The sequence below is a fragment of the Mucilaginibacter sp. genome, assembly GCF_041660805.1.
Lineage (GTDB): Bacteria > Bacteroidota > Bacteroidia > Sphingobacteriales > Sphingobacteriaceae > Mucilaginibacter.
Genome location: NZ_JBAZVP010000023.1, coordinates 1 through 18,350 on the forward strand (window position 1 = coordinate 1; position 18,350 = coordinate 18,350).

Consider the following 18,350-nt stretch of genomic DNA (forward strand, 5'->3'; position numbering starts at 1 on the left):
TTTACAATAGCGCAGTTATAAAGTTCGGGGTGAAATGACAAACCATACAATGCCGAAAAGCCGCCAAAACCACCGCCAAAAATGGCTATCTTTTTAGGATTAGCTATTTTATTGGCAATTAGCCAGTGTACGCCATCGGTAATATCATTCTGTATTTTGCCGCCTACCTGTTTAAAGCCCGCATTACGGAAAGCCTTGCCATAACCGGTTGAGCCACGGTAATTCACCAAAAAAACAGCGTAACCCCGATTGGCCAAAAATTGCACCTCGGCATTATAATCCCATGAATTGCGGCTCCAGGGGCCATTATGCGGCATTATAACTACCGGCAAATTGTTTTTCTCTTTTCCTTGCGGCACGGTTAGGTAGCCGTTTATTAAAAGGCCATCCCTGGCTTTAAATGATATAGGCTGTACATCGCACAATTCGGCGGCGCTTATTTCGGGGTTGGTATCGGCAAGTTTGGTTAGCTTATCGCCAATACATTCATATAAATAATACGACCCCGGGTTTTTATCAGTATAGGTGCTTATTATAAACTTATTCTCTGCGCTGTCGCGGTCAACAATGTCAATTTCGTTACCTTTTAATTTAGCTGTAAGGCTTTTATAAATTTGCTCAACATCAGCATTTAAAAAATGCTTTTGCGGTTTTGCTTCTTCCCAGGCGGCAAGCTCAAGGCGGCGTTTATTTCTTGAATAGGCTACATCCAAAATATCGGCTTTATTGCTGGCATAAACTACTTTTTCATCCCCGGCATTTTCAGCATTAATTTCAACTACCGCGGTTTTATCACGGTTAACGTTTGATAGCGCGTAGAAATAGTTTTTATTTCCTGTAAATGCTATGGGCTCTACCCTGTCTTTAAAGTTGTTTTTTATAATTGGCTTAAATGCTGCTTTATCATTAGGGCGGTAAAGTATGGTTTCGTTTACCCCATCGCTCATTTTAACTAAACGGATGCGCCCGTCAGGGTCAGGGTACCACTTGGTAACATTGCCGGGGTTTATCATATAGGGTTTAAGATCGCCGGTTTTAATATTTAACCGGTATATATCAAAATTACCCGGGTCGCGCTTGTTCATTGATATGGTGATCACATCTGGCTGCTGGCGGTTACGGTTTATGATACGGATCCTTACCTTTTTTAAGCTGAGCAAATTTTTTAATTTATGCGTAGCAACATCAAGCGCAAATAATTTGTAAACATCATCGGCAATAATATCCTGCGAAAAAATTAATTTGTTGTTGTAGGTCCATGAGTAATCGCGTACCGAGTAGTCTTGGAACGAGGTAGCCATTTGCTCCACACCGGTAGCTAACGACTTGATATATATATTTTGCTTATCTTTATAAGACCTTAAATAGGATATATATTTGCCATCGGGCGATATTTTAAAGAAGCTTTTCTCGGGTGTTTTAAAAAACGCACTTACAGGAATTTGTCTTACACTGTTTTGTTCACAGGCGCAAAGCAAAGCTATAAAGCATATTAAGAGAAATGATCTTAAACGATCTGTACTGAACATAGCATAATTTATAATCAAGGTCAAATTAGGTATTTTAATTAAGCAAGGTGCCAATGTCACTACAATTTTACCCTGTTAATACGTTATATAAATCTATTGACCGTTTGCTAAATATATAAAAAGAATGAGGTTTTTGTATACGATAATACCAGTATTTTTCGCATTTGCTGCACCGGCTTTAGCACAAAGTAATGAATTGCAATTAGCCCGGCAATACACGCAAAATGGCGAACAGCAAAAAGCGCTTGATATTTACCAAAAGCTGTATAAACAAGATAACGAAACCTACTACCAGCAATATCTGAACAGCCTTATCAGCATTAAGAAATTTGATGAGGCAGAAAGCATAACCAAAAAAATGATACGCAAGCACCCCGGTGTTAGTGAGTATATGGTAGCGCTGGGTTCGGTATATACGCAACAAGGCAATAATGCCAAAGCCGATGCATTGTATAATGACCTGATAAAAAACCTGCCTGCCGACCAAAACGAGATTGCCTCACTGGCTTCGCAGTTTTACCAGAACGCCAATGCAGATTATGCCATAAAGATATTTATGCAGGGCCGTAAAATTTTAAATAACGACGCCCTGTTTTCTTTTGAGCTGATAAACCTGTACCGCTACAAGCGCGATAAAGTTGCACTTACCGAAGAATACCTGAATTTTTTACCCGCTAACCCTGTCTTTTTAAATCAGGCAGAAAACATGCTGTCTACACTTTATGAGGGGACTGAAGATTACGATATGCTGAAAACAGCCCTGCTAAAAAGAATTCAGAAGGACCCGCAGCAGATTGTTTTTGTAGATATGCTTACCTGGCAGTTTTTGCAGCAAAAGCAGTTTGACCAGGCCCTTAACCAGGCCCTTGCATTAAGCCGCAGGCAAAATAATGATGCGGCAAATGTATTTGACCTATGCCGTACCCTTGTATCAAATGAAGCTTATGATGCGGCCATTCGCGGGTATGAATATGTTGTTAGCAAGGGGAAAGACAACCCTTATTATGTATCGGCAAAAATTGAACTGATCAATACCGAAAACTCCAAGGTAACATCGGGCAAATACACACAGGCCGATCTGCTAATTCTGGAAGGCGATTATATTGCTTTACTGGATGAATTTGGCCGTAACCAAAGTACCGTTTTTGCCATGCAGAAGCTGGCCAACCTGCAGGCCTTTAAACTGCACAAATTAAAAGAGGCGCAAACCCTGCTTGAAAGCGCTGTTGCCATCCCTAATGTAAGGCCAACCCTGTTAGCCTCCTGTAAGATTGACCTTGCTGATATAAGCCTGCTGAATAACCAGCCCTGGGATGCCACCTTATTATATAGCCAGGTAGAAAAAAGCAACCCCAACACAGCTATTGGCCAGGAGGCGCTTTTGCGAAATGCCAAACTGGCCTACTACACCGGCGATTTTAACTGGGCGCGCAGGCAGCTTGATATCCTTAAAGCCGCCACAACGCAACTGATAGCTAATGATGCGTTAAACCTGTCGTTATTAATATCTGATAACCTGGCTGTTGATAGCAGCGCGAGCGCGTTAAAAGTATACGCCCGCGCAGATCTGCTGATATTTGCCGGCCAAACAGATAAAGCCCTGCTCACCCTGGATAGTATTGATAAGAAGTTCCCCGGTAACCCTTTAGTGGCAGATATTTTAATGGCTAAGGCGAGGATCCTGATCCAGCAAAAAGATTTCCCCAACGCGGTTGTTCTGTTAAAGCAAATAGTTAAAGACCATGCTTATGACCTTTGGGCCGATGATGCCGTTTACATGTTAGGCGATATTTACGAAACCAAACTAAGCGACAGCAACACGGCTAAAACCTATTTCCAAAAAATTATTACCGATTACCCAAGCAGCCTGTGGCTTAATACCGCCCGCAAACGTTTCAGATTATTAAGGGGAGATAAGAATGAGGCGAGTTAGTTAATTGTTGTGAATTCGGCTGTTAATTTTTATCCCCGGGAATAATTGATGAAGTCTAATCTTAATGAGTGCAATCCAATGAAAATCGTACTTTTGCGCCATGATTGTATATAACGATACTGTGATATTAGATGATGCCATTGAACAGGAATGGCTGGAATGGATGAAAACCGTTCACATCCCGGCTATTATGGCAACCGGCTGCTTTAGCTCATACCGGATACTTAATATTATTGACTCACCTAATGATGGCGTTACCTATTGTGTACAGTACAATGCTGATACCCAGGAAAGCTTTAACAATTTCTTTACCCATCATTTGTTTCACTTTCAAAACCTGCACCAGGAGCGTTTTGCAGAACGTTTTGTATTGTTTAACACTTTAATGAAAACTGTAGAATAATGAAGGTTATTGAAACGCTTATTCCCGGTGTAATGATCATTGAACCTAAGGTATTTACTGATGACCGGGGATATTTTTACGAAAGCTACAGTAAAGCGAAACTGCTTGAAGCCGGTATCGATGCCGATTTTGTGCAGGACAATCAATCGCTGTCACAAAAAGGCACCGTAAGGGGTTTACATGCCCAAGCCCATCCGTTTGCGCAGGGCAAATTGGTACGCGTGCTGCAGGGCAGCGTTATGGATGTTGCTGTTGACGCGCGTGTTGGTTCGTCAACTTACGGCAGGCACGTTTCTGTTGAATTAACCGGCACCAATAATTTACAATTGTGGATACCCCCCGGATGTTTGCATGGCTTTGTTACTTTAGAGGATAATACTATTTTCATTTATAAAGTGACCAACTATTACGATAAAGCATCAGAAACAGGTGCTTTGTGGAATGACCCCGAATTGGCCATTGGCTGGGGCATTGATGAAAGGGACGCGCTGCTCTCAGCCAAAGACCAGGAACTACCTGATTTTAAATCATTTAAAAGCCCGTTCACTTACTAAAAATAGCTTAAAAAATTTAAAGCGGTTTAACCAGGGTTAAGCCGCTTTTTTATTTGGTTGCAATTAGGTAAATAGTGGTTAATCAGTACAATATTTCGTAGCTGGATAATTTTCTACTCCAATTAGTTTTAAGAGAAATTCATGTTAATTATTTGTTAAAAACACGGTAACTTTCCTATTACAGCTTCCGTATACAAATAAGGCTGGCCAGCTAAAATTCATTTTATGTAACAAAATTAAACTAACATTCACATTCTCATGAAAAAAAATTTATTATTAAAAACCGGCTTCGCAGCCGTGTTACTGGCCTCAGTATTGTTTGCATGTACCAAAAACAACCAAACTGCTGATGTAAAACCAGAGGTAAAAAACGAAGTATCAGCCCAGGTCTTAAAAAATATTGCAGACCTTGGTTTTAGCACTGCTGATGTAAGAAAAGTTGCTGATGGTTACCTGGTAGAGGGGGACATTGTTTTAACAGATGAAAACTTAACTGACGCAAGCACCAGCCCTAACCTGCGCATTGCCGAAACAGAACAATACCGAACCACTAACCTGGTGAAAAGCTTACCAAGAACGGTTACTGTTTCTGTATCAAACCTGCCTACAGTATATGCTACCGCTACTGCAAATGCAGTTGCCCGTTACAATGCGCTTAACTTAACCCTTAAGTTTCAGATTGTAAGCGCCAGGGGAGATATCCAGGTAGTAGGATTTAACCAGGGCCCAAGCGGTGGTTATATAACCCTGGGTTCTTCGGGCTTCCCAACAAAATCAGGCAACCCATACAAACAAATACAGATGAATACCAATGAAGCTGCATACGGTACCAACCCGAATGTTGGCTACTTAACATCAGTTTTACAACATGAAATGGGCCATTGTATTGGTTTCCGCCATACCGATTATTTTAACCGTGCTTTCAGCTGTGGTGGCGCTGCAACAAATGAAGGTGCATCAAATATAGGTGCCATACTTATTCCCGGCACGCCGTCAACTGCTGATTCAGGATCATTCATGTTAGCGTGCTCAAACGGCACCGACCGCACTTTCAACACAAACGACCAGGTTGCGTTAAACTATTTATACTAATTTAACAGCATTGCTTTTAAGTATATAAGTAATTATTTTTACAATAAGGGGGAGTATAGCGCTCCCCCTTATTTTTGTGTCGTTTCTATTTATGATTAAACATCTCACCTGCTTTGCGCTGTTCTTATTATGCTTCCACCATACCCGGGCGCAAAAAGCTAATGATGATAAATTAATTGCTAAAACATACGCTAACCTTCCGGCACCGCTTAACAAACAGCAGGATACTTTACATTACTACCTGGTAAAATTTAACCATCCTCCTAACCAAAATTTACGCGTTTTAAAAAGGGTATCATACAACTACTACATCATAGCATCGCATGATAGTGTTATTGCCGGAAAGAATATCCTCAGCGTTGCGCCCTCAAACAGTTTATGGAAAGCCGATGATGGCCTGGTGCAACTGGGCCAAAAGCATCCCAATGCTGCAAAGCTTATTAGCATTGTTGTTAAACAGCAAAGCCCTGCTTTGCTTAACCAGATAAAGAACAGCGGCAGTATTACCGGTACAGCAGGCAATGTAATTACTGTTAAGGTTACCTTGAAACAACTCCCCGCTTTATTGGCGCATCCGGATATTGTTTTTGCAAGCACAGTACGCCAGGCACATGAAGAGCTGGTGATTAACGATATTGACCTCGGCTCAAATAATATCTCGGCTATTGCCGATAATTATCCCGGCATTAATGGCGCGGGTATAAACGTAAGTGTTAAAGAAGAAAAGTATGATCAGGATGATCTTGACCTGCTTGCCCGCTCATTTGTTTCTGTATCGCCGCCTGCCCAGCTATCCGGGCACGCTACTATTATGGCAACCCTTATTGGCGGCAATGGCAATTCATTTATCAGGGGACTTGGATCTGCCCCGGCAGTTAAATTTACCCCGTCGGATTTTGCAAGGCTGCTGCCTGATACCATTACCGCTTTTAAAACCTACCAGATAAGTGTTCAAAATCATTCGTACGGAACCGGGATAGAAAACTTTTACGGTATCGAAGCCGAGGCTTACGACAAGCAGGTGTATGAAATGGATTCGTTAATACACGTGTTTTCATCAGGTAATATTGGTACTACAACACCCACAACAGGATTGTATACTGGCATTGCAAACAGTGCCAACTTATCGGGCACGTTTAAGCAGGCTAAAAATGTACTGGTTGTTGGCGGTACGGGCCGCACCAATATCCCCGAGGCGCTTAGCTCGGCAGGGCCGGCTTATGATGGCCGCATTAAACCAGAAATTGTTGCCGATGGCGAAGACGGAACATCAGGCGCAGCCGCGCTTGCAACAGGCACGGTGGCACTATTGCAACAGGCCTATAAAAAACAGTTTAACAAATTACCATCCGCAGCACTAATAAAAAGTATTCTCATAAATTCCGCGGATGATATCGGCACCCTTGCCGTTGACCACAAAACAGGCTACGGTAAATTGAACGCCCTTGAAGCACTAAGAACAATTAATGATGCCCGCTTTAAAACCGGCACCCTCGCCAATAAACAACAAACTACTTATACTATCACCGTTCCGCAAAACTGCCGGGAACTAAAAGTTTCATTAGCCTGGAATGATGTACCAGCCGCGCTTAATGCCCCTTTAGCGCTTATTAATGACCTTGACCTGTACATTACCACTCCATCAGGCCAAATGTTGCTGCCGTGGGCGCTAAGCAGTTACCCATCTGCTGACTCTTTATTAAAACCAGCTGTAAGGCACCGCGATTCGCTAAATAATACGGAGCAGGTAACCCTGCAAGATCCACCGGCGGGTATTTATACCGTCCACATATCAGCTAATAAAGTAACAGCCGCTTCGCAGCCTTTTTATGTGGCCTACCAAGCCCGGCTTGCCGATCAGTTTGAATGGACATCCCCATTGGGCAATAACAAAATTTTTGCTGCCGGGGATAATTACCTGCACTGGCAAAATACTTACAATGCTACCACCGGCAATTTAAGCATCAGTTATGATCATGGTATTACCTGGGCAAAAATCGCTGATGTAAACCTGCATGATAATTTTTATGCATGGACAGCTCCGGGCGCTTTTACACCTGCAATGCTAAAGATGGTCATTAACGGTACAGACCATATCAGCAAGGAATTTATTATTTCAAAGCCGCTTAACCTAAACGTTGGCTATAACTGTACTGATGGCACACTGTTACACTGGAACCCGCAACCGGGAGCTACAGGATATACTATCTATACCATAAAGGATAATATTTTGCAACGGCTTACCACATCGGCAGATACCTCTGTTATTATACCCGCGCAAATGCAATCATCAAAATATTTTGCGGTAAGTGCACAGGGCAACGGCTTTGAAGGGGTAAAAAGTTTTACTATCGATGTTACCCTCCAGGGTGTTGGCTGTTATGTACAAACGCTGCTGGCCAGCGTTGCTGATAATAATAACATAGCACTTAACCTCACATTAGGAAGCGTGCTAAACCTCAGATCCATCACCTGGGAAAAACTAACCGGCACCAATTCATATACCACCTTAGGAAGCGCAAACATCAGCGCAAATATGCTGGCTTACAGCTTTACAGATGCTGATCCTAAAAAGGGGATAAATTATTACAGGGCTAAACTTACTACAGCAGACAATAAAATAATATACTCTGACCTCGCAAGCGCCACTCTTTTACAAGGCAACGAGTTTACCTTATTCCCCAACCCGGTTACTACACAGCTAACCATACTAACCGGGGAGCAAAAAGATTTTGAGATTAAGTTTTATAATTCTGCCGGCAAATTAAGTTCGAGCCAAACATTTAATGGGCTGCAAAACAATATCCCTATAAACCTAATACCGGGCGCCTATGTGTGCGCGATAACACTTCACGGTAAGGTAATTTTTACAAAAAAAATCATAAAGGTGTTGTAACAACAAAGCCCTTTTAACACTCTTATGACAGATTTTAACATAAATTAACATAATCACCAGTTGATTACTAAGAATTTAGTTATAAATTGCAGCACCATAAATCCTTATATGAAATTCACTTTTACCTTACTGGCTTTTTTCTGCCTGTTATCTTTTACAACATTTGCCCAAACTTCTAACCCTGGTAAAGGACCTAATTTAGTTAAGGGTTTTATTATTGATAGTGCATCAAATGTTAAGCTGTCAAATGCTTCTGTCAGCGTATTAAGAGCAAAAGACTCAACGTTGGTTAAATTTACCCGTGCAACAACTACCGGAGGCTTTACTGTAAATAATATTGGTACAGGTAAATTTATTTTGCTGGTTACCTACCCCGCGTATGCCGACTATGTGGAAGATTTCACTTTAGATTCGGCTAAAACGCAACGCAGCTTTGGCAATATCGATCTGCAATTAAAATCAAGGTTATTAAATACCGTATTGGTTACCGGTCGTGTGGCTGCTATCAAAATAAAAGGCGATACAACTGAATATAATGCAAAAGCTTTTACCATAGAGCCTAACTCAAAGGTAGAAGACCTGTTAAAACAGTTGCCCGGCATACAGGTTGATAAGGATGGTAAAATTACTGCCCAGGGCCAAACAGTAAGTAAAGTATTGGTTGATGGCGAAGAGTTTTTTGGTGATGACCCAACGCTGGTTACCAAAAACATTCGTGGCGATATGGTAGATAAGGTACAACTTTATGATAAAAAAAGCGATCAGGCTACCTTTACCGGTATTGATGACGGGCAAAAGACCAAAACCATTAACATTAAACTAAAAGAAGATAAAAAGAACGGCTACTTTGGTAAAGTTGACGCCGGTGTTGGTACCGATGGTTTTTATCAGGGGCAGGGATTATTCAATAAGTTCAAGGGCAAGAAGAAAATGTCGGCCTATGGTACTATAGGTAATACAGGTAAAACAGGCCTGGGCTGGAATGATAACAGCAAATTGGGCACAAGCGATGCTGGCCAGTTTAGTGACGACGGTGGTTTTTATTTTAGTAACGGCGGCGATAATGGCCTCGACTCTTTTAGCGGCCAATATAACGGTGAGGGGCTCCCTATTGCGCGTACGGGCGGTTTGCATTATGATGATAAATGGAAGAACGATAAATATACCTTAAACACCAATTACAAAATAGGCTCGTTAGAGGTTGACGGAACGCGTAATACCATACAGCAGCAAAACCTGCCTAACAATTTAATTAACAGCGTTACCGACCAAACTTTTAACAATTACATGTTCAGGCAAAAGCTTGATGTGACGTATACCATTAAGCTGGATACTACATCAACCTTAAAAATATCTGCAGATGGTACTTTAAAAAACAGCACTACCAATAGCACTAACCTGGCTACCAGCAGAAGAGAAGATGGCAGCTTGATAAATGTTAACAATCGTAATTTAACTAATGATGTAGATCAGCAATTGTTTAATGCATCTGCTTTCTACACCAAAAAATTAAAGAAAACCGGTCGTACTTTCTCATGGAATGTAACTACCGGTATTACTGATAGTAAGGCACATGGCTTTTTAAAATCAAAGCTTGATCTGTATGACGAACAAGGCCAGCTTGATAGCAGCCAGGTAGTTGATCAGTTAAAAACCGATAATACTAAAACTACAAAGTTTAACAGTACCTTAACTTATACCGAGCCTATTACTAAAGCGTTTGCAATGGTTTTAAGCTACGGCATCAGCCTAAACAATAGTAATGCCGATAGAAGATCATACGATCAATCGGCCCCGGGTGTGTATAATATCCTTAATGATTCGTTAAGTAACCACTACCTTTTCAACCAAACATCAAACCAGGGAGGGCTTAACTTTAATTACAAAAAAGGTAAAAGCTTATTACGTTTTGGTACAAAGGTAGCTAACGTAAACTTTAAACAGATTGATGAGATCTCGGGGATGTCGGCCAAACGTGATTTTACCAACTGGAACCCGCAGGTTAATTACCAATACAAAATTTCAACCTACGGTTCATTAAACGTTGGTTATAACGGTAACCAAACCCAACCCACTATTGATCAGTTACAACCTATAAGGGTAAATACCGATCCGTTAAACATTGTGGTAGGTAACCCCAACCTTAAACCCTCTTTCAGAAACTCATTTAATTTATGGTATAACATGTACAAGGTTATCAGCGACCAGTCTATGTATATATCCGGTAACTATAGCTATACTACAAACCCAATAGTTAATAACACCGTTACAGATCCTATTTTGGCTAAAAGCGTTACACAAGCACTCAACCTGCCTAATGAAAAACCAGCTAATTACAACGTATACATTAACATGAACCGCAAGTTAGGCAGGACCGGCTTAAATGTCGGGACAAATTTAAGCACTAATGGTAATATTTATTACAGCATGATAAACAGTGCGCTTAACAGAACAAAATCATACACTTATTCGGGTCAGTTATCTTTATCAAAATATAAAGAGAAAAAATATCAGATCTATATTAATGCCGGTCCAACTTACACCGTAGGGCAATCATCATTACAACCAACTATCAACAACAACGGCCGCGGCTTTAATGGCGATTATTATATAAATGTTTTCCTGCCCGGCAAATTCCAGATCACCAGTGATGGCCAGTACGAGTATAAAGCCGCTACACAATCTTTTGATACAGATTTCCGTCAAACAATTATTAATGCCAGTATAACTAAATCCTTTTTCAAGGCCGATGCTGTTAAGCTAACTTTAAGAGGGAATGATTTATTGAACCAAAATTCGGGCTTTAGCCGCAGCGCATCAAGCAACCTGATAACACAAAGTAGATACACAACCATAAGAAGGTACTTTATGTTATCAGTAGTATGGGATTTTAGCGGAATGGGCGGCGGGGCACCGGCAAAAAAATAAGTTTATATTTAAACATCAAAAGAAATTACACTAATGAAAAAGTATATAATAATAGTAATAAGCCTGTTTAGCAGCAGCCTTTTATTTGCACAGAACGCGCATTTTACCACATCGGGTACTATTGAGTATGAGAAAAAGGTGAATATGTATGGCGTTATAAAAAAAGCCATAAACAAGGATAACGAAACCTGGTACGCTCCGGCTTTTGAAAATTATAAAAAGAACCAGCCTCAGTTTAAAATACTTAAAAGCACGTTAACCTTTGGTAATAACAAAACGCTGTACAGCCCAATTATAGACGATGCACCGGCATCAAACAGCTGGTTTAGCGATATGCCATTGGCGCAGCAAATAAATACCGTTTATACCGATTTAAGCAACAGTTTTAGCATTACCAATAAAAAGGTATTTGATGAAACGTTTTTGGTGAAGGACACCGCCCGCAAAATAAACTGGAAAATAACCAACGAAACCCGCGAAATTGCAGGTTACATGTGCCGCCGTGCAAATGCCATAGTAATGGACTCCATTTATGTGGTAGCTTTTTATACCGATGAAATACCATTGCCCGGTGGCCCCGAATCATTTACCGGCTTACCGGGGATGATACTGGGTGTAGCGCTTCCGCATGATAATGTTACCTGGTTTGCAACCAAAGTTACCGATGCTGTAGTGCCCGAAACTGCTTTAAAAGTACCGGTAAAAGGTAAGGTGGTAACTTACGCCAGCTTAAAAACAACTCTAACCAATGTGATGAAAGACTGGGGCGAATACGGCAAAAAGTTCTTTAGTATTTTTCTTTTATAAGTAAAAATTCAAAACATTTGTAACAGGTTGACATTTGCCGGGGTCATGCTGAGCTTGTCGAAGGACGTGCGCAAAGGCCTACCCCGCAATGTGGTTCGACAAGCTCACCATGACCCATATACATATAACTAAATATGTCATGGCGAGTTTTAAAATCCGCGGCCTCTGAAGGGAAAGTAACATTTGTCGGGGTCATCCTGAGCTTGTCGAAGGACGTGCGTAAAGGCCCTACCCCGCAATGTGGTTCGACAAGCTCACCATGCCCCAATAACTAAATATGTCATTGCGAGGCTTACGCGGAGGTCGTGTAGTGGAAAGCCGTGGCAATCTCGTAGCGGGACAAGCGAATATGCATTGGCTACGAGATTATTAATGAGTTTGATTTTTCCTTTATGGAATTAATGAGCTCCCTACGGTCGGTTGTCCACGTCGCTACGCTCCTCGCAATGACACGGTTATATACATAGAGGTTAAATTAAATGTCATGTGTAGCGATAGCACGGCATCTTTGCAGGTTAAGCGGAGATACAAGGTTACGCTGCACCTCTCATCCCCCGGCAATGAGCATAGTTGTTTTTAACTATGCTTGTTTTCTATACATCTTCGTTACCACGAAATCGTTAAAAAATGTGCCCTCCTCAATAACCTGATAGCCATAATTATTAAATTGCTTTGCTACATCAGGTAAACGCCATGATTCTACACCGCATAATACCTTAAAAAATAACAGCATGCTTTTTAGCAGTATGTATTGCCACCACTTACCGGATAGCTGAAAATCGGTATTCAGCCACAGTCCGCCGGGTTTTAGCATAGCGTGGATATGGGCAAATAGGGGGTGCATATTTCCTTCGGTGAAATTATCAAACAGGAATGAGGTGATGATAACATCCTGCTGGTTTAGCTCAACCTGCTGAACAGGCTTATTGATGAAGTTTACCTGATTATCGCCAACGTTTCTTTTCCGGGATAATGCCGTCATCTTTGCAGAGATCTCTACATAGGTGATGTTTAAGCCCGAAGGGTGCAGTTTAGTTATCTCCTCTAATATCCAACCCGTGCCGCCGCCTATAATTAGCACATTCGAATTTGGGGGTATCTGCGGTAGCAAATAAACCTGTGCTTGTATTAACGCCCGGCCAAAAACCAACCGCGACAGGCTGTCATAAAATGATGCGGAGTTATCATAGTTGCCGCCCATTATTTAAACAAAAACCCTACAACAACCAAAACAACGTACTGTAATATAAGTACCCCATCTAAGTAAAAAAAGTAGTAATATTCGTTCTTTTCCCACTTAGACCGAAATATTAACCACCCTGTAAGGATTGCTGTAAGTGTAAGCGCAAAAAAATCGGTATTAAAGCCATTGTTCTTGAACAGAAACAGTAAAACCACGAAGCCTGCAAGTAAGAACTGGCAAAATAAGTAGGCATTTTTTTCGCCCCAGGCTACCGGAATGGTTTTTAAGCCGGATTGCTTATCCTGAAAAAGATCGCGGATATCAAATGGAACGGTAAGGGCGCCTATCAGTAAAAAACGTTTGGCAATCATTATCGTAATATTACGGGTAGAAATATCAGACAAATGCTGGTCCTGTGCTTCTAATACCGGCAGCAGTACGCAGCTTAAAGTCCACACTAAAGTAATGAGGAAAGGTTTTAACCCGGGAATATTACGTAAGCCAAATTTATGATCGCCAATGGAAAATAAAGGCAAGCCATAACCAAAGGACAGGATGGATAGGAATATCAGCAGGATCCTTGACTCCATTGACAGCAAAAAGAATAGTGGAATAAGGGATAGCAGGGATACAATAGTAAAGGTTACCATGAGCCTGTAATGCGAAAAAAACCAACGGACACGTTTGTAAGAAGACCTCTCGGGGTGTTTAGGCTTACTTAGTAATATGCTGAAATTATATATGCCTAATGTGGAAGTAAATAGCAGCCCTGTTACTGCAGGTATGGGTTTAACATCAATTAAATGAAATGTTACCAGTGCTTGTGCAACCGCGCATAAAGCCATGAATATGTTACTGAAAAGCAAAAAATCAAATGCAGACCGGAATGCTTTCTTCATGAGTTGGTATACGGGTAACATATAACTATACTATATTAATTCAAAAACATCAGCCGGTAGTACTTATAATTGATTGTTATTTACCCGCAGGTAAATGGCTGTTCACATTAGGCTTTTAACGATGGATCTGATGCGGCTTTAAGTGTAAATATCGTAATCTCCGGCAATATTCCAACCCTGCCGGCAAAACCTGCAAAGCCATAACCTACGTTCACATAAATTTGCTGATTGCCCTCGCGGTATAAACCGGCCCATTCAGAGTACACATATTCTATAGGGCTCCATTGAAATTCTTTTGTTCGTACGCCAAACTGCATACCATGTGTGTGGCCGGCGAATACCGCATCTATCTGCGGATATTTGGGTAACACTTCTGCACGCCAATGAGAGGGGTCATGCGATAGCAGTAGCTTTACAGGCAGGTCATCGGTGTTTTTAACCGCCTTATCCATGCGGCCATATTTGGGGAAACGGCTCATTTCGCCCCAGTTACCTATACCTAACAGGCCAATTTCTTCTCCATCCACCTTTAAACGGCGGTGTTCATCTACCAGCAGGTCCCAGCCCATATTTTTATGGCATTTAATTAAACCTTCGTGGTTCTGTACCTTAATGGCGGGGCTTGGCCATTTACCATAATCGCCATAATCATGATTGCCTAAAATAGAAAAAACACCTAAGGGAGCTTTTACGTTGCTGAAAATGTCCTGATACCCTCTCATTTCCCATGCGGAGTCATTCACAAGGTCGCCGGTAAAAAATACCAGATCGGGTTTTTCTTTAAGCAGCATTTCCACGCCACCTTTTACAGCGGTTTTGTTGTAAAAACTACCGGAATGGATATCTGAGATCTGCCCAACCCTCATGCCATCAAAAGCTTTTGGCAAATTAGGCAAGTAAAGGTCAACATATTTTACATGATAATCATACAGCCCTTTAGCCATGCTCAGCTTTATAGCAGCCAGTGGAACAACACCCGCAAGCAGGCCGGCCTTCATCAAAAATTCAGAACGTGGTATAGCATCGGGCTTAGTTTGCGCCTGAGCAGGCAGGGGGGTAACAGGTTGTTTATTTTTCCTTGTAAGATATATTATGCCCCGCCTTATATCGTCTATGAAAATAACAAACAGAAAACTCAGCTTAAATAGGAACGTAAGAGCAAACCCAAATAGGAATCCGGCACGTGTACCTGCTCCCAATTTAGAATATATCCCTAATAACAGGGCAGTAATAAAAAATGCAGCACTAAGCCAATAGACAATTAAAAACCATCTTGTATGGGTAAAAACTCTTTTTTTTAAACCGGCCTGTATTCCTTTTAAGATATAAAAATCGGCGGCTAAAAGTATTACTATAATCAGGAAGATATTAAGGAGGTGGCCCTGCATGTAGTATAATTAAGAGCTGTAAATATACGTTTAGTAGCGTTCGTCATCAAGGTCAACATCATCATCGTCTGGTTCCAGGTTAAACAAACTGTTGAACATATCTGAAAATGCAAAGCCGTTATCCAGGAAACCTTTGTTTAATTGAGAGAACTCGGCCAGGCCATGCAGTATAAATTCCATCAGCAATAATTGCTGGTTTTCGCTTAAACGCGGATGGAATTTTTTAACCAGGTCCTTTAAGCCGGGTACGGCGTTCAATAGTTTTTTATACTCCTGTATGGGCAGGTCATCTACCAATGCTAAGCTGTTGCCATCACTAAACCAGTTAATGATCTCGGCATATGGGTTTGGTGCTTTTCCTTTTTTAGATTTCTCCGGATCAGGGAAAAATTGCAGTAACAAGGTTTTGATGGCTTTACCTATCAGGATGTTGGCCACTTTGCCTGGTCCTTCCAGTTCACCTTCATAAACCAGTTCAATTTTACCGGTAATAGCGGGGATAACGCCTAAAAAGTCTGATATACGCACAAACGTTGATGCCTCGCCATTGATGATCATGCGCCTCTCTGCATTACTGATGAGGTTTTCAAATGCTGATATAGTTAAACGTGCCGATACGCCCGACTTTTTGTCGATATACTCGGAGTTACGTGCTTCAAAAGCTATTTGTTCCACCAGGTCTTTCACCAAACCATCAGCTTCAACAGTGGTGCGCTGTTCTGGTGTAAGCATAGCTTCCTGCTGGGTTATTTTACGTGATATTTCAACCGTACGAGGGTAGTGTGTTAAGATCTGGCTTTCTATACGGTCTTTAAGAGGTGTTACTATTGATCCACGGTTGGTATAATCTTCTGGGTTGGCTGTAAATACAAATTGCAGATCTAATGGTAAACGCAATTTAAACCCACGGATCTGGATATCTCTTTCCTGCAAAATATTAAATAACGAAACCTGGATGCGTGCCTGCAGATCGGGCAGCTCATTAATAACAAAGATCCCTCTGTGCGCACGTGGTATAAGGCCAAAGTGGATAACCCGTTCATCAGAATAGGTCAGTTTCATGGTGGCAGCTTTTATGGGGTCAACATCGCCTATTAAATCGGCAACGGTAACATCAGGGGTGGCCAGTTTTTCGGTATAGCGTTCACTGCGGTGTACCCAGGCAATAGGGGTATCATCGCCCTTGGTTTCAATTTCGCTGTGGCCAAACCACGAGATAGGGTTCAACGGATCATCAAAAAGTTCTGATCCTGCAATATATGGTATATACTCATCAAGCAAATTTACCAGCAAGCGGGCAATACGTGTTTTTGCCTGGCCGCGTAAGCCCAGCAGCAATATATTATGGCGAGACAGGATAGCGGTTTGCAGATCGGGGATAACGGTATCCTCAAAACCAACAATGCCTTCAAACCCGCCTTCTTTATTTTTTAGCTGTGTTATCAGGTTGGCCCTTAACTCATCCTTAACCGACCGGCTTATATAGCCCGTTTCTTTTAGCTGGCCAAGTGTTTTTATATCTAATACTTTAGTCATTGTGTTATTAGTCATTAAGTCATTGTTTTTACGGGGCTTTTAATCTGCATATCTGCACATATTCACATCCGCATATTTATCTTACCGTCTTCCTTCTGTTTTTAGCGTAGTCCTCAAAAATATATTCCCCTAAATTATTTAGCGAGCTGTAAAAAGCTTTGCCGCCGTTGGTTTCGGTAAATTTACGCACAAACTGCTGCAAGTAAGGGTCTTTCGCTATCATAAATGTGGTGATAGGGATTTTAAGCCTTTTGCATTGTGCGGCCATATTAAGCGTTTTGTTCACAACCTTACGGTCAAGACCAATACTGTTCTTATAATACTTGGTGCCTTCTTTTAAGCAGGTAGGCTTACCATCGGTTATCATAAATATTTGCTTGTTATGTGTTTTTCGCCTGCGCAGTATATCAGCTGCCAGTTCCAAACCCGCATAGGTATTGGTATGGTAGGGGCCAACTTGCAGGTAAGGCAGGTCTTGCAGGGTTATTGGCCATGCATCGTTACCAAAAACAACAATATCCAAAGTATCTTTAGGGTATTTGGTGCGGATCAGTTCGGCCAGCGCCATCGCTACTTTTTTAGCGGGGGTTATCCTGTCCTCGCCATATAAGATCATGGAGTGTGATACATCTATCATCAGCACAGTAGAGGTGAGGGTTTTATAATCCATTTCCTCTACTTCCAGGTCGCGCTCGGTCATCATAAAATCGCCAATGCCGTGGTTAACCTGCGCATTGTGGATAGATTGTGTCATGTCTATCTGATCAAGGCTGTCGCCAAACTCAAACTCACGGCGTTCGGCATTTTTTTCATCGCCCTGCCCGCTTTGCGGAGAACGGTGATTGCCTTTTCCTGATTTTTTGAGCTTACCAAAGATCTCCTCTAATGCCGACTGGCGGATGCTTTGCTCTGTTTTAGCGGTGATGGTTATTTCGCCGCTTTGCTTATTCTCATCCAGGTAGCCTTTTTGCTTTAGCTCATCAATAAAATCGCCCATGCCATATTCGTCATTGGTGATGTTGTATTGTTTATCTAACTCATTAAGCCACGCTAAAGCCTCCCCGGCGTCGCCGGCGGTATAGTTCAATAATTCCAGGAATAATTTTAGTAATTCTTCAAATCCGCCTTTGGGAATTTGATTGGGTTTAAACTGTGAAAATCCAAAACCGCGCATGTTGTACCCTTTCTTAGTATAAAGTAAC

General features: G+C 41.6%; 13 protein-coding genes. 7 read left to right on the forward strand and 6 right to left on the reverse strand.

Features of this window, described 5'->3' with window-relative positions; translation table 11 throughout:
- Nucleotides 1-1,553: prolyl oligopeptidase family serine peptidase (locus WC743_RS20970; protein ID WP_373015246.1), on the reverse strand; the 1,553-nt coding region annotated here is incomplete at its 3' end.
- 100 nt (nt 1,554-1,653) lie between these two features.
- Between WC743_RS20970 and WC743_RS20975 the strand changes: the two genes are divergently transcribed.
- From WC743_RS20975 to WC743_RS21005, 7 genes are all read left to right on the forward strand, one after another.
- Entirely contained in the window at nt 1,654-3,462 is a 1,809-nt protein-coding gene (locus tag WC743_RS20975) for a tetratricopeptide repeat protein (protein WP_373015248.1), read from the forward strand.
- Nucleotides 3,463-3,562: 100 nt separating this feature from the next.
- The gene (locus WC743_RS20980) at nt 3,563-3,865 is read left to right on the forward strand and encodes a DUF4286 family protein (RefSeq protein WP_373015250.1); all 303 of its coding nucleotides are present in this window, start codon (nt 3,563-3,565) and stop codon (nt 3,863-3,865) included.
- Nucleotides 3,865-4,419 (forward strand): dTDP-4-dehydrorhamnose 3,5-epimerase, encoded by a 555-nt coding sequence (gene rfbC, locus WC743_RS20985; RefSeq protein WP_373015252.1) that lies wholly within the window; start codon nt 3,865-3,867, stop codon nt 4,417-4,419. The genes WC743_RS20980 and rfbC overlap by 1 nt, the downstream gene beginning before the upstream one ends.
- Before the next feature lie 258 nt (nt 4,420-4,677).
- Nucleotides 4,678-5,511 carry a M57 family metalloprotease gene (locus WC743_RS20990; protein ID WP_373015254.1) on the forward strand — a complete coding sequence of 278 codons (834 nt, stop codon included), beginning with the start codon at nt 4,678-4,680 and terminating at the stop codon, nt 5,509-5,511.
- Nucleotides 5,512-5,602: 91 nt separating this feature from the next.
- Nucleotides 5,603-8,407: a S8 family serine peptidase gene (locus tag WC743_RS20995; RefSeq protein WP_373015256.1), complete on the forward strand. Its 2,805-nt coding sequence runs from the start codon at nt 5,603-5,605 to the stop codon at nt 8,405-8,407.
- A gap of 108 nt (nt 8,408-8,515) precedes the next feature.
- Nucleotides 8,516-11,335 carry an outer membrane beta-barrel protein gene (locus WC743_RS21000; RefSeq protein WP_373015257.1) on the forward strand — a complete coding sequence of 940 codons (2,820 nt, stop codon included), beginning with the start codon at nt 8,516-8,518 and terminating at the stop codon, nt 11,333-11,335.
- 33 nt (nt 11,336-11,368) lie between these two features.
- Nucleotides 11,369-12,142 (forward strand): GLPGLI family protein, encoded by a 774-nt coding sequence (locus WC743_RS21005; protein WP_373015258.1) that lies wholly within the window; start codon nt 11,369-11,371, stop codon nt 12,140-12,142.
- Between the two features lie 580 nt (nt 12,143-12,722).
- Here the strand turns inward: WC743_RS21005 and WC743_RS21010 are convergent.
- The 5 genes from WC743_RS21010 to WC743_RS21030 form a co-directional block, all read right to left on the reverse strand.
- Complete coding sequence (locus WC743_RS21010; RefSeq protein WP_373015260.1) at nt 12,723-13,343, reverse strand: class I SAM-dependent methyltransferase; 621 nt, start codon at nt 13,341-13,343, stop codon at nt 12,723-12,725.
- Nucleotides 13,343-14,224, reverse strand: a complete 882-nt coding sequence (locus tag WC743_RS21015; protein ID WP_373015262.1) for a hypothetical protein — start codon at nt 14,222-14,224, stop codon at nt 13,343-13,345. Before WC743_RS21015 ends, WC743_RS21010 begins: the two co-directional genes overlap by 1 nt.
- A gap of 107 nt (nt 14,225-14,331) precedes the next feature.
- Nucleotides 14,332-15,612, reverse strand: coding sequence for a metallophosphoesterase (locus WC743_RS21020; protein WP_373015264.1), 1,281 nt, complete (start codon nt 15,610-15,612; stop codon nt 14,332-14,334).
- 30 nt (nt 15,613-15,642) lie between these two features.
- Nucleotides 15,643-17,148, reverse strand: a complete 1,506-nt coding sequence (locus tag WC743_RS21025) for a sigma 54-interacting transcriptional regulator (RefSeq protein WP_373015266.1) — start codon at nt 17,146-17,148, stop codon at nt 15,643-15,645.
- Between the two features lie 76 nt (nt 17,149-17,224).
- On the reverse strand, nt 17,225-18,322 hold the full coding sequence (locus WC743_RS21030) for a VWA domain-containing protein (RefSeq protein WP_373015268.1): 1,098 nt from the start codon (nt 18,320-18,322) through the stop codon (nt 17,225-17,227).
- Between the last annotated feature and the right edge of the window lie 28 nt (nt 18,323-18,350).

Coding starts and splice junctions, on each gene's coding strand:
- WC743_RS20975 (WP_373015248.1), top strand. CDS start 1,654: ATGAGGTTTTTGTATACGATAATACCAGTATTTTTCGCATTTGCTGCA.
- WC743_RS20980 (WP_373015250.1), top strand. CDS start 3,563: ATGATTGTATATAACGATACTGTGATATTAGATGATGCCATTGAACAG.
- rfbC (WP_373015252.1), top strand. CDS start 3,865: ATGAAGGTTATTGAAACGCTTATTCCCGGTGTAATGATCATTGAACCT.
- WC743_RS20990 (WP_373015254.1), top strand. CDS start 4,678: ATGAAAAAAAATTTATTATTAAAAACCGGCTTCGCAGCCGTGTTACTG.
- WC743_RS20995 (WP_373015256.1), top strand. CDS start 5,603: ATGATTAAACATCTCACCTGCTTTGCGCTGTTCTTATTATGCTTCCAC.
- WC743_RS21000 (WP_373015257.1), top strand. CDS start 8,516: ATGAAATTCACTTTTACCTTACTGGCTTTTTTCTGCCTGTTATCTTTT.
- WC743_RS21005 (WP_373015258.1), top strand. CDS start 11,369: ATGAAAAAGTATATAATAATAGTAATAAGCCTGTTTAGCAGCAGCCTT.
- WC743_RS21010 (WP_373015260.1), bottom strand. CDS start 13,343: ATGGGCGGCAACTATGATAACTCCGCATCATTTTATGACAGCCTGTCG.
- WC743_RS21015 (WP_373015262.1), bottom strand. CDS start 14,224: ATGAAGAAAGCATTCCGGTCTGCATTTGATTTTTTGCTTTTCAGTAAC.
- WC743_RS21020 (WP_373015264.1), bottom strand. CDS start 15,612: ATGCAGGGCCACCTCCTTAATATCTTCCTGATTATAGTAATACTTTTA.
- WC743_RS21025 (WP_373015266.1), bottom strand. CDS start 17,148: ATGACTAAAGTATTAGATATAAAAACACTTGGCCAGCTAAAAGAAACG.
- WC743_RS21030 (WP_373015268.1), bottom strand. CDS start 18,322: ATGCGCGGTTTTGGATTTTCACAGTTTAAACCCAATCAAATTCCCAAA.